Origin of the sequence: Paenibacillus tundrae, assembly GCF_036884255.1 — a bacterium.
In the GTDB taxonomy this organism is placed as follows: domain Bacteria; phylum Bacillota; class Bacilli; order Paenibacillales; family Paenibacillaceae; genus Paenibacillus.
In genome coordinates this window covers 4,551,117-4,564,219 of record NZ_CP145605.1, presented here as the reverse complement: position 1 = coordinate 4,564,219, position 13,103 = coordinate 4,551,117, and the positions used below count along the sequence as shown (strand labels likewise).

10 protein-coding genes and 1 other RNA gene are annotated in these 13,103 nt (G+C 46.4%); 10 read left to right on the top strand and 1 reads right to left on the bottom strand.

The features are described from left to right. Window positions 1-275: 275 nt before the first annotated feature. From glyQ to rnpB, 8 genes are all read left to right on the top strand, one after another. A complete protein-coding gene (glyQ, locus tag V6W81_RS20505) occupies window positions 276-1,163 on the top strand; it encodes a glycine--tRNA ligase subunit alpha (RefSeq protein ID WP_056696050.1) in 888 nt (295 codons plus the stop codon). Beyond that, window positions 1,156-3,231, top strand: a complete 2,076-nt coding sequence (gene glyS, locus V6W81_RS20500; RefSeq protein WP_338540202.1) for a glycine--tRNA ligase subunit beta — start codon at window positions 1,156-1,158, stop codon at window positions 3,229-3,231. The genes glyQ and glyS overlap by 8 nt, the downstream gene beginning before the upstream one ends. Window positions 3,232-3,500: 269 nt before the next feature. After that, on the top strand, window positions 3,501-3,968 hold the full coding sequence (locus V6W81_RS20495; protein ID WP_397349601.1) for a YaiI/YqxD family protein: 468 nt from the start codon (window positions 3,501-3,503) through the stop codon (window positions 3,966-3,968). A 47-nt stretch (window positions 3,969-4,015) separates the two neighbouring features. Continuing rightward, complete coding sequence (gene dnaG / locus V6W81_RS20490) at window positions 4,016-5,836, top strand: DNA primase (protein WP_145045674.1); 1,821 nt, start codon at window positions 4,016-4,018, stop codon at window positions 5,834-5,836. Window positions 5,837-5,879: 43 nt separating this feature from the next. Beyond that, a complete protein-coding gene (gene rpoD, locus V6W81_RS20485; protein ID WP_128102888.1) occupies window positions 5,880-7,019 on the top strand; it encodes an RNA polymerase sigma factor RpoD in 1,140 nt (379 codons plus the stop codon). A 184-nt stretch (window positions 7,020-7,203) separates the two neighbouring features. Beyond that, entirely contained in the window at window positions 7,204-7,962 is a 759-nt protein-coding gene (locus V6W81_RS20480) for a tRNA (adenine(22)-N(1))-methyltransferase (protein WP_145045672.1), read from the top strand. Then, window positions 7,938-9,053 (top strand): Nif3-like dinuclear metal center hexameric protein, encoded by a 1,116-nt coding sequence (locus tag V6W81_RS20475; protein ID WP_338540201.1) that lies wholly within the window; start codon window positions 7,938-7,940, stop codon window positions 9,051-9,053. Before V6W81_RS20480 ends, V6W81_RS20475 begins: the two co-directional genes overlap by 25 nt. 82 nt (window positions 9,054-9,135) lie before the next feature. Continuing rightward, window positions 9,136-9,544, top strand: an RNA gene (gene rnpB, locus V6W81_RS20470) — RNase P RNA component class A. 208 nt (window positions 9,545-9,752) lie between these two features. Here rnpB and V6W81_RS20465 read toward each other — a convergent pair. Then, window positions 9,753-10,979, bottom strand: coding sequence for a PLP-dependent aminotransferase family protein (locus V6W81_RS20465; protein WP_145045667.1), 1,227 nt, complete (start codon window positions 10,977-10,979; stop codon window positions 9,753-9,755). Between the two features lie 188 nt (window positions 10,980-11,167). Between V6W81_RS20465 and V6W81_RS20460 the strand changes: the two genes are divergently transcribed. Continuing rightward, window positions 11,168-12,688, top strand: coding sequence for a PLP-dependent aminotransferase family protein (locus V6W81_RS20460; protein ID WP_338540200.1), 1,521 nt, complete (start codon window positions 11,168-11,170; stop codon window positions 12,686-12,688). A gap of 85 nt (window positions 12,689-12,773) precedes the next feature. Next, window positions 12,774-13,031, top strand: coding sequence for a hypothetical protein (locus V6W81_RS20455; RefSeq protein ID WP_307211654.1), 258 nt, complete (start codon window positions 12,774-12,776; stop codon window positions 13,029-13,031). Window positions 13,032-13,103 lie beyond the last annotated feature (72 nt).

Here is a 13,103-nt window from a genome sequence, read left to right as displayed (position 1 = left end):
ATGATTGAGGGCATTAGCTCTAATATCATAATAGAGCGAGCCGGGGATGGTGGAAGCCTGGATGAATTGGTCTATGAAAGGGCACTCGGGAGCATGAATGGACACGGAAAAGTGGGCTTAAGTTTAGCAGGTTATCCTGTAATCCTTGAGCCAAGTAGGGTGGAACCGCGGGAATAGCTCTCGTCCCTACGTCTGGATAACAGGCGTAGGACGGGGGCTTTTTATTTTCTAAACCGTTCTAGCTTGCCAACAAACCATTGAAAAGGAGCATGATTATGAATTTTCAGCAGATGATTTTAACGCTGCAACAATTCTGGGCTGAGCACAATTGTATTATTGTCCAGCCGTATGATACGGAAAAAGGGGCAGGTACGATGAACCCAATGACCTTTTTGCGTTCACTTGGACCTGAGCCGTGGAAAGTAGCTTATGTGGAGCCTTCCCGTCGCCCATCGGATGGACGTTATGGTGAAAATCCAAACCGTCTGTATCAGCATCATCAATTCCAAGTCATTATCAAACCTTCTCCAGACAATATTCAAGAGATTTATTTGGAGAGCTTGAAGCGTCTAGGTATTGATCCGCTCAAACATGACATTCGGTTTGTTGAAGACAACTGGGAGAATCCGTCTCTTGGTTGCGCAGGTTTGGGTTGGGAAGTATGGCTGGATGGTATGGAAATAACCCAATTTACGTATTTCCAACAGGTAGGCGGAATCGAGACGAATCCGGTTGCTGTTGAGATTACGTATGGTATGGAGCGACTTGCTTCTTACATTCAAGATAAAGAAAACGTGTTTGATCTGGAATGGGTTGAAGGCATTACCTATGGTGATGTATTCCGTCAACCAGAGTTCGAGCATTCTAAATATACATTTGAAGTATCAGACGTGAAAATGTTATTTACGCTTTTCAACATGCATGAAGAAGAAGCAAATAAAGCAATGGCACAAAACCTGGTATTCCCTGCATATGACTATGTGCTGAAATGTTCACATACGTTCAATTTGCTGGATGCTCGAGGCGCCATCAGTGTAACAGAACGTACAGGTTACATCACACGTGTTCGTAATCTAGCTCGGCAAGTGGCTGCCACATACATGGAAGAGCGTGAGAAGCTTGGCTTCCCGCTGATTAAGAAAGGGGGAGCTGAGCATGTCTAAGGATCTATTATTTGAAATTGGTCTTGAAGAAGTCCCAGCTCGTTTCATGCGCGGTGCGATAGAGCAGTTACAGGAGCGTGTTGTGAAATGGTTGGACGCATCTCGTATTACTTACGGTGAAGTGAATGCCTATGCAACGCCACGCAGATTGGCTGTATTGATTCAAGGAGTAGCTGAGAAGCAAGAGGACGTGGAGGAAGAAGTCAAGGGACCTTCGCGTAAAATTGCATTGGACGAGAGCGGTAACTGGAGCAAAGCAGCTTTAGGTTTTGCTCGTAGCCAGGGTGTAGACCCAGAACAATTCACATTTAAGGAACTTGGTGGCGTAGAGTACATCTATGCAACGAAGAGCAGTAAAGGGGTGGAAACCTCCTCTGTAATCGGTGAAGGCCTGTTGTCTATCCTGCATGCGATGACGTTCCCTAAATTCATGCGTTGGGCTTCCTACGATTTCAAATTTGTCCGTCCAATTCGTTGGATTGTTGCATTGTTCGGTAGTGAAGTCATTGAGCTTGAAGTAGCAGGTGTGCAGTCTGGAAATGTTACTCGTGGACATCGCTTCTTGGGTAAGGATACCGTAATTAGCAGTGCTTCTTCTTACGTAGAGACTCTTCGTTCTGAGCATGTCATTATAGACATCGCTGAACGTGAACAGATGATTGTCTCCCAGATCGAAGCGCTCGCTGCTGAAAAAAAATGGAGTATTGGCATCAAAGAAGATCTTCTTGAAGAAGTACTCTTCTTAGTTGAGACGCCAACCGTGCTATTTGGCACATTCGACTCTTCATTCTTAAATATTCCTCAGGATGTTCTGATTACATCTATGAGAGAGCACCAACGTTACTTCCCTGTGCTTGACAGTGAGGGACAATTGCTTCCATATTTCGTTACCGTTCGTAATGGTGGTGCGGATTCACTGGAGGTCATTGCCAAAGGGAACGAAAAAGTATTGCGTGCAAGACTTTCGGATGCGAAATTCTTCTATGAAGAAGATCAAAAGCTAGAGATCAAAGACGCACTATCTAAGCTGGAAACAATCGTGTTCCAGGAAGAGCTAGGTACTGTTGGTGATAAAGTTCGCCGTATTCGCAAAATTGCAGATGCTCTGGCAGCTAAGCTGCAGGTGTCGAATGCAGTAGCGGAATCGGTTAGCCGTGCTGCGGATATCTGCAAATTCGATCTCGTTACCCTGATGGTTGGTGAGTTCCCAGAATTGCAAGGTGTTATGGGTGAGGATTACGCACGCAAAGCTAACGAAAAAGAAGATGTGGCCAAAGCCGTATTTGAACACTATCAGCCACGTTTTGCTGGAGATCAATCTCCGGCTTCACTGATCGGTGCGATTGTGAGCGCTGCGGACAAAATGGACACGATTGTAGGCTGTTTCTCCATCAACATCATTCCAACAGGTTCGCAAGATCCGTACGCGCTTCGTCGTCAGGCTGCAGGAATCGTGCAGATTCTGCTTGATCATCAGCTTCCGTTGACATTGTCAGACGTATTCGGAGTTGCACTTGAAGTACACGCTCAGATGAATCTGTTGAAACGTGCAGACGAGGAAGTGCGTAAAGACTTGCAGGACTTCTTCGGGCTTCGTGTGAAAAAATTGCTATCCGATACGGTGAGATACGATGTGGTTGATGCAGTGATCTCTTCTGGCTTCGATGATATTAGTGCTATTGTCCCTAAGGGTGAAGCGTTGATGGCGGCTGTTCAAACCGGAGATGTATTCAAAACAACGGTTGAATCGTTCAACCGTGTGGGGAATTTGGCTGCCAAAGCATCCAATGCTTCTGTTCATCCTGAATTGTTCGTAGAAGAAGGAGAACGCCAGCTGCATGAAGCTTGGAGCAAAACGAGTGAAGAGTATCGCCAAGCATTGTCTAAACATGCCGCTGCAGAGGCTCTTGCCATTGCTTCAGCTTGGAAAGAGGCAATTACCGTATTCTTTGATTCCGTTATGGTAATGGCGGAGGATGAAGCTGTACGTGCTAACCGTTTGGCGCTCCTTGCCACAATTGATCGTGACCTGAAACAATTCGCTGATTTCTCTAAATTAGTGTGGTAATTCTACTTCTGAGCGCTTAGACCAAGTGGTTCAGAGACAAAGCACAATTTCAGTATTAAAGCGGGATATAACAGGGTATAAATATACGGAACGGGTTGTGAAATTTATTTTAAACACCTGTTCCGTATTTTAGCCTTTGATTTACGTTGACTCGTCAGAAGGATTTCGCCTAACTAAGGTCGTATATAACAATATGCAGTTTATTTTGTGCATTTTGCATCTAGACATGATGACAACATGCGAACTTTATGAAGCTGGGTGGTCTGGGATTGAGTGAGTTGAATGTACGCCACATTGTTGTGGATGGCGATGCTTGCCCGGTTAAGGCCGAGATTGCGGAAACGGCTCGCCGTTTCAAAATTCCTGTGCTGCTGGTGTCTTCTTTTGACCATCTGCTTCAAGGTGGAGAAGGGGTACGAACGGTGCAGGTAGATCGTAGTGACCAAAGCGCTGACCTATATATTGCTAATCATATTAAGCCTTGCGATGTGGTCATTACACAGGATTATGGTTTGGCTGCGCTCGCGTTAGGCAAGCGTTGTTATGTTTTATCATTTCGTGGTCGTGAGTTTAACGATCGTGACATTGATTTCATGCTTGATTCCCGCCACACTGCGGCTAAAGCGCGAAAAAGAGGTCACTATGGGAAAGGGCCAAAGCCTTTCACAGAGCAGGATCGTGAAATATTTCAACATAAACTGACAAAACTTTTAAAAGATTTGCAGGAGAATGTGTAAGTTTATCGAATTATATTTACGTGCTAAAGAGATGAAGGTGGCCAGAGATGAGTACCGGACAAGGCGGTATACCCGAAAGTATTATTGAATCGGTGTTACAGCAGAATGATATTGTCGATACGGTGAGCCGATTTGTGCATCTGACCAAGCAGGGGAAATATATGAAAGGCCTCTGCCCTTTTCATTCTGAGAAGACGCCTTCGTTTACAGTTACACCAGAGAAACAAATTTTCTATTGCTACGGCTGTGGCACGGGTGGAAATGCCATCAAATTTAGGATGGAAATCGAAGGGTTATCCTTTCCCGAGGCTGTTAAGACGATGGCAGAAGAAAGCCATATTTCTATGGGTGACTGGCAAGGGCGTGAATCTGCTCATGTGAATCCGGAGACTGAGCGTCTGCTGGAGGCATACGAGCTTACCGCGAAGCTGTATCATTTCTTATTGAAAAATACAGAGCATGGCAAAGCGGCTATGGATTATTTACGCTCAAGGGGCTTCAATGACAAGCTGATTGACCATTTCCAGATCGGTTATGCACCTAATCGCTGGGATACGGTGGTTCAATTTTTGGAGAAACGCAATTTTCCGCTTGAAGAGATGGAGAAGGGTGGCCTTCTGTCACAGAGAAACGAAGGTCAAGGTTATGTCGATCGATTCCGTGACAGAGTGATGTTCCCGATTAATGGCAGGAGCGGTAAGCCAATTGCATTTGCGGGTCGCATTTTGGGAGATGGACAGCCTAAATATCTTAACTCTCCGGAAACCCGGTTGTTCAATAAAAGCCGAGTTCTCTACAACCTGCATCATGCCAAGAATGCAATTCGTAAACAAAGACAAGCTATACTATTCGAAGGATACGGTGACGTTATCTCCGCTTGGGATCAAGACATCCAGAACGGTATAGCAGCTATGGGAACCGCACTTACCGAGAATCAGGCTTTAATGCTGAAAGGCATGTGCGATGAGGTCGTTATCTGTTATGACGGCGATCGAGCAGGACAGGCTGCGGCGCTCAAAAACTTCCCTATTCTTGAGGAAGCGGGGCTGCAAGTTAAGGTAGCACTCATTCCCGAAGGGCTTGACCCGGATGATTTTATTCGCAAGCATGGTGGCGAACGATTCCGGAATCAGATTATAGATGGTGCCGTAACGACAACAAAATTTAAGCTTATAAACCTTAAGAAAAACCATATACTGCTAGAAGGTGGCGGACAAATCGCTTATTCAAAGGAAGCTGTGAAACTCATTGCGCCTTTGCCTTCCCCAACAGAACGGGAAGTTTACCTTCGTGAGCTTGCTGCCGAAGTCGACGTTTCGTTTGAAACATTGAAGCAGGAGTGCAACGAAGAGCGAGAAGCCATGAAAAATAACGAGCAGTTTGGGGATAATAATTCGAAAAGGTGGAATAATGGTAGGCAACAAAATAGGCAGGTGCCTACACCTAATCTGTTGCCGGCTTATCACGCTGCTGAGCGTAAGCTGCTCGCCTGGATGCTTCAGGACGACGAGGCTGCACAGTACGTTAACGAGCATCTTGGTGAAGCTTTTAACTTGGATGATCATGCAGCTATTGCTGCTTATCTATATGCCTACTATGCGCAAGGCAAACCGCCGGATACGAGCCGCTTCATGTCTTCGCTGCATGATGACCGCCTTGAGAAGACAGTCAGTTCAATCTCGATGATGGATGGTCCGGGTGAATGGAGTGTTCAAGTACTCGACGATTGCATCAGAGAAGTGCTGAAGTATCCGCGTAAGAAAGAGTACGACTTGAAGAAAGAAGAAATGATTGCTGCAGAGCGTGCAGGTGATTCAGTACGTGCGGCACAAATTGCAATTGAAATGATTGCCCTAGAGAGACAGTGAACGTCTGTGTGTTGGATGTTTCTAGGGAGGAGGGAGTCGAATTATGGCGAATGATCAGCATACTGAACTAGAGACAGAATTGACGCTGGATCAGGTTAAAGATCAATTGATTGAATCAGGTAAGAAAAGAGCTTCGCTAAATTACAAGGAAATTATTGAAAAACTCTCCCCGTTTGAGCAGGATGCAGAGCAAATGGATGAGTTCTATGAGCAATTGAGCGATCTTGGTATTGATGTTGTTAACGAGAATGATGAAGAGGTAACACTTCGTCCGAGCGAGGATTCGGAAAACAACAACAGAGAAGAGGGCGATGAGTTCCACTTTGATGATGATCTGAGCTTGCCGCCAGGCATCAAAATCAATGACCCTGTTCGTATGTATCTCAAAGAAATTGGTCGTGTCCCGCTATTGTCCGCAGACGATGAGGTAGAACTGGCTAAACGGATTGAGAATGGGGACGAGGAAGCCAAGCGTCGTTTGGCTGAAGCCAACTTGCGACTCGTTGTCAGCATAGCTAAACGTTATGTTGGACGCGGCATGTTGTTCCTCGATCTGATTCAAGAAGGTAACATGGGTCTGATCAAAGCGGTTGAGAAGTTCGACCACAAAAAAGGTTACAAGTTCAGTACGTACGCGACATGGTGGATTCGCCAAGCGATTACTCGTGCCATTGCTGACCAAGCACGGACAATTCGTATCCCTGTACACATGGTAGAAACGATTAATAAGCTGATCCGGGTATCCCGTCAGCTATTACAAGAGCTTGGGCGTGAACCAACACCAGAAGAAATCGCAGCTGAAATGGATCTGAGTGTTGAGAAAGTGCGTGAAATTACGAAGATTGCACAAGAACCGGTTTCCCTTGAAACACCAATTGGTGAGGAAGATGATTCCCATCTGGGTGATTTCATCGAGGATCAGGAGGCATTGGCTCCTGCTGATGCTGCCGCGTATGAACTGTTGAAAGAGCAACTTGAGGATGTTCTGGATACATTGACTGAACGGGAAGAAAATGTACTACGTCTACGCTTCGGTCTCGATGATGGACGGACGAGAACACTCGAAGAAGTCGGCAAAGTATTTGGCGTTACGCGTGAGCGGATTCGTCAGATCGAAGCCAAAGCTCTTCGTAAGTTGCGTCACCCGAGTCGCAGTAAACGACTCAAGGATTTCCTCGAATAACAACACTTTGGGAGACTTTCCGCAAGACGCTAACGCGGCTGCGGGGTCTCCTTTATTTTTAAATTGAACGTCTTAATTTCTTGGTTTTGGTAATTCATCCTTGAAATGTTTGATTGGATTTTATTTTATCGCTTTTCGTTGTTCAATGCAAATCAATAAATTAAATGAATGGTGTAGGTGTGTCATGAAACTTTCGAATCGTTTAGAGCAAATACGTGTACAAATTCCGGAGGGAAGCCGTTTAGCGGATATTGGTTCAGACCATGCGTTGTTACCTGTAGCAGCTGTTCGCAGCGGTAACGTTGTCAGCGCAATCGCTGGTGAAGTGAATCCCGGACCTTATGAAGCAGCGCGGAAACAAGTGAGTGATGCAGGTCTGCAAGAGAAAATTACGGTTCGTCGCGGGGACGGTCTTGATGTAATCGAGCCCGGTGAAGTGGACGTGATTACAATTGCTGGTATGGGCGGAGCATTAATTGCATCCATTCTGGATCGCGGTGTGTCCAAGTTAGAAGGGGTTAGCCTGCTTGTGCTGCAACCCAACGTAGGCGAGGATATCTTGAGACGGTGGCTTCTAGCTCACAACTGGGTGGTCGTAGCGGAGAGACTGCTCGAGGAAGATGGGAAGATCTACGAAATTATCACGGCTATGCCACAAGCGAGTAGTCCTATTGCGAATGAAGAAGTATACAAGCCTCGTCCCCTCACAAATGGTGTAGAGTTGACGGAGGAAATTTTGCTTCGCATGGGGCCATATCTGGTAGATCAACCAACAGACGTATTTTTCGCCAAATGGGAAAGTGAAATCGTTAAGCTGCAGGGCGTAGTACAGTCGATCATGAAATCGGATCAGGAATCTGCTCGAGAGAAGGCTGCGGATGTTGAACGACTGATTGCGAATTTGAAGGAGGTATTGGCATGTTTGCCAAAGGTCAAGCTGTAATTCAATTGATGGAGCAACTCGCTCCCAAACATTTAGCTGTACCTGATGACCGGATCGGTCTGCAGCTGGGAAGTCTGCAAAAGGAAATTAAACATGTTCTTGTTGCATTGGATGTCACTGATGAAGTGGTCGAGGAAGCAATTCGCATCGGTGCCAATCTCATTATTGCGCATCATGCTATTATATTCCGTCCAGTTAAATCACTAACAACCGATACACCTATGGGAAAATTGTACGAAAAGCTGATTAAGCATGATATTGCTGTGTACATCAGTCATACGAACCTAGACGTAGCAGAGGGTGGTATGAACGATTGGATGGCGGAAGCGATCGGAATCGATAGCAGAGAGTCACTGGAAGATGTACATACGGATCATCTTTTCAAGCTGGCGGTATTCGTTCCTCGTACACATCATGAACAAGTATTGAACGCTATTCTAGAAGCTGGTGCTGGCAGCATTGGGCAGTATAATAAGTGTAGCTTCAATACGGAAGGCACAGGTACATTTGTACCTGGAGAAGGCACGCAGCCTTTTATTGGTACACAGGGGCAGATGGAACGTGTAGAGGAAATGCGTATCGAGACGATTGTGCCCCAAAGTCTGCGCAGTCAAGTTATACAAGCAATGTTGAAGGCACATCCTTATGAAGAAGTAGCATACGATCTATACCCTATGGATTTAAAAGGGCGTACGCTTGGTCTGGGGCGCTTGGGACCACTCAAACAATCGATGACACTCGGTGAGCTGGTCGACGTCGTGAAGACCCAACTGAACGTGTCTCACGTCCGAGTGGTGGGAGACTTGAACCGTAAAGTGAAAAAGGCGGCTGTTCTTGGTGGCTCAGGTAGCCGTTATACACTTACGGCACGTTTCAAAGGAGCAGATGTCATCGTAACTGGGGATATAGATTATCATACAGCTCACGATGCATTAATGGCAGGCATGTGTATCATTGATGTTGGACATAATGCCGAGAAAATTATGAAACCCAAAACAGCTGATTGGCTGCGGGAGCGCTTAGACCTTAAACGTTATGAAACACAGGTAACAGCATCAGAGGTAAATACAGAAGTATTCCGTTTTCTCTAAACATGCCTGTTCCCAATGCTTCCATTAATATTAAGCTTGTTTGTAAACTGAAATCCTTGTATACTATGTAATGTTGTTTCGGAAAGCTTGACAGACAATCGCTGGTGGCCTTGTTGCCACGAGAGGAAAGTCCGGGCTCCACAGGGCAGGATGCTGGATAACGTCCAGTCAGCGCGAGTTGAAGGATAGTGCCACAGAAATGGACCGCCGATGGCCGGATTCTCCGGCACAGGCAAGGATGGAACCGAGGTGTAAGAGACCCCGAGGAACGCTGGTGACTTCGTTCCTGGTAAACCCCATCTGGAGCAAGACCTAATGGGACACAGTCGACTCTTTGGAGGAGGCAGCCTTAGCCCGAGGTGTGTCTAGGTTGGTCGCTTGAGCTGTGCAGCAATGTATGGCCTAGATAGATGATTGTCGCTTGTGGTGGGAGGGTAGTTCCCGTATGAACCACGAAGAGCACAGAACCCGGCTTACGGTAAGCTTTCCTAACTGCAACAACAGCTAGTCATTTGGAATTCATTCATGTGAATGGTAATTCTCATGATGAACATAGCGTAATTTTAGTGTTATAAACAGAGATGGCGTCAGAATCCGATCTATACGGAATCTGACGCCATTTTTTTGCATTTATTCATTGCAATTGATAAGGGAGCAATACTGGCATTTATATTGCAATATAAATGCCAGTATCAGAATTTACATGGTCACTGTAGCATCGGATTGTACTGAAGCATGCCAGCGTTTAATGGCGCGATCCATACGTTCTACAGCCTCAGGGAGCAGATCTGGATCAGTGTGGGTAAAGTTAATCCGCATCCGGTTCAACTCAGGCGTACCTGCGTAGAAGGAATCACCAGGAACAATACATACCTTTTCTTGAATGCCATAAGTGAACAGATTGCTGGCAGACATCGATTCAGGTAATTCGAGCCAGAGGAACATTCCCCCTTGTGGTGAATTCCACGAGATGCCTTCCCATGCTTTTTTTGTCATCAGCTCAGTCATTTTCTCCATGCGCTGTTTATAATCAGCGGAAATTCCACGAATATGCTCATCGAGATCAAACGTCTCCATCAGGGCATGAAGCGCCCTTTGGTCGATGCTGCTAGAGTGCAGATCGGCACCCTGTTTAGCTCTTGCCGCGATTTTAACAATATCTGGTGCAGCCAGGATCCAGCCTGTACGAAGTCCAGGAGCAACCGTTTTGGAGAAGGTGCTGGTATAGATCACGTTGGAAGGTCCTTCATAGGCAGCATCCAATTCTGCAAGTGCGGGCGCGTCCAGCTCTTCCGGGTTAAAACGAATTTCGCCATACGGGTCATCTTCTAGAATCAGGACGCCGTATTTCCGGCAAAGATCCACCGCTTTCTGACGTCTTTCACGGCTCCACACTTTACCCGAAGGATTGGAGAAGGTTGGGTTGATGTAAACCAATTTTGGACGATGCAATTGAAGCAGTTCTTCTAATGATTCAGGCAGCATTCCTTCGTCATCACAGCTTACACCGTGCGATATCGCCTGGTAGGAATGAATCACTTGAAGCGCAGCCAGATAGGTTGGTGATTCAACCAGTACGCGGTCACCCGGATCAAGCAGGATGCGACATACAAGGTCAATGGATTGCTGAGATCCTGTAGTCAGTAGCATATGATCTGGAGAAGCGGGTATGCCTTTGGATTCGAGGCGCTCCGCGATTTTGGCACGAAGTGGACGATATCCTTCCGTTTCTGCATATTGAAGAGCAGATGCTCCGGACGCAAATACTTTTTCATAAGCGACACGAATCGCTTCCAGAGGGAATGATGATTGCGCGGGTAAACCTCCAGCTAATGAAATCATGCCCGGAGCTTGCGCTGCCTGCAACATGTCGCGAACGACAGAGGACGGTGTGTTTAGTGCCATTTTAGACCATGGGATATTCATTGTGTTTTCATCTCCTGTTATTCACTGTTATAGAGGTGCTTCATAAAGTTCGTTTTGCAGCATTTTCCATCGTCTTCGTACTGAAAACGAACCTTTGAACACGAACTTATAGTAATGTTATATTCTATAATAGACCGAAACTGTATAACAGTAAAATGTAGATCATAACAGTTGGGAGGACGGGAACAATGCATATCGAACTGAAGCGGGGAAGTCGTACCAAATTGTACATACAGATTGCACTTACTCTTGCAGATCGTATCCGATCTGGGCTTATTGAACCAGGAACCCGTCTGCCATCCGTCCGAAAGCTTACCTCAGACCTTGGTGTAAGTTTAGTGACGGTGTCCAAAGCGTATGCGGAGCTTGAAGCGATTCAATTAATTACGTGTTCTCAAGGCAAAGGTTGTTATGTGCGGGGAGTACAGGAGTCCGAGAGAAGCGAAAATATAGATAAGATGTATCCAGTGCAAGGAAACGGGGAGAAAAATACACCGTGGAACTGGCAGATGGCATTGGTTGATTATTTGCCTCGGGCTCAGCTTTGGCGACATTTCGATACTTCTCCACAAGTGCAGTATGAACTCCATATGTCTGCTATTCAGCCTGAATTGTTGCCTACACGGGAGATTATTGAGAGTGCGTATCGTCTCTCCTCAGATCATCCGGAACGGATGGCTGCGTATGGTTCTTTCCAAGGAGACCGTGAGCTTCGCCAGACGTTTGCAGATCATTTTGCAGAGAGAGGTTCGCAGGTGATGCCTGAGCGCATGTTAATTACTAGCGGCACGCAACAGGGAATTGATTTGGTGGCTCGGACGTTTGTAGGGCCTGGTGATGTGGTTTACATGGAAGCCCCGACGTATACGGGAGCCATCGATGTATTTACGAGCAGAGGCGCCAAAATTATTACCGTACCGATGGATGACGAGGGGATGCGCATCGATCTGTTGACCCGGTTATGCGATACCCATCCGCCGAAGTTAATCTATACCGTTCCAACGTTTCATAATCCCACAGGGATCACGATGAGTGCGCAAAGGCGAGCGCAGTTGCTGAATTTGGCTCAAAGCTACCATTGCCTCATTCTGGAGGATGATCCGTTTTCTGATCTTTATTTCCGCGACCCACCTCCTGCCTCCATTAAATCAATGGATTCAACCGGGCATGTCGTATACCTCAAAACATTCAGTAAAGTATTATCACCAGGCTGTCGTGTGGCTTGTGCTATCGCAGATGGAAGTGTTCTTACGCGGCTGGTGGCAGCCAAATCGACTGCAGATCTAGGCAGTCCTCTGTTAACTCAAAAAGCGTTGCAATCCTTTATTCAGCATCAGTATAGCGCGTATATCCGCCAGCTTCGAGATGAGCTGTATGCTAGACTGAGCGCAGCGTCGGCTGTCTTAGAAGCCTATGCACCACCAGGGATGTTCTGGGTCTTACCAGATGGAGGGTTGAACCTGTGGCTGCAACTGCCCGATGGTATAGATATGCGGGAACTGCATAGGCACGCGCTGGCTGCAGGCGTTTCCTTTTTACCTGGCTCAGCTTGTTATGTGAGGGAACCGGACACTTCGAATTTGCGAATTTGTTTTACGGTGACGGACATGGAACGATTGTGTGAAGGTCTGCGTGTCTTATGTAATGTAATCGCAAACGAAGCCCCACTTAAGGGAGGGGCGGCTGCGGACAGGCTCCCGCTTATTTAATTTCTCAAAAATGGACATACATCCAATCCACTTTCGTCCTAATGCAATACGTTATAGTATCACTTGAAAGGGAGTTGGTTTTGAAATGAACCATTTCTGTCCACCGGTTTGCCCGATTGTCTGTGATCCTATCCAGGTTGTGCAAGACTACTACATTCCACAAATCGTACCTGTAATTCATCCGATTGAGGTTATCAAGAAGCACCACTGTGTGCCGATTCCTCACCATATGTACCCAGTCGTTATAAGAGAAGAAGAAACAGGTTATGTTTCCAGCCACAATGGCAAGAAAAAATCCGCCAAAAAATCAAGCAAATCCCGTACAGCTTCACGTAAACGTTAAGCGCAGCCTAAGCCCCCGGGAATGATAATTTGATACCATATCAAAAAGCAGCATACGCCCGGGGGCGCAGCT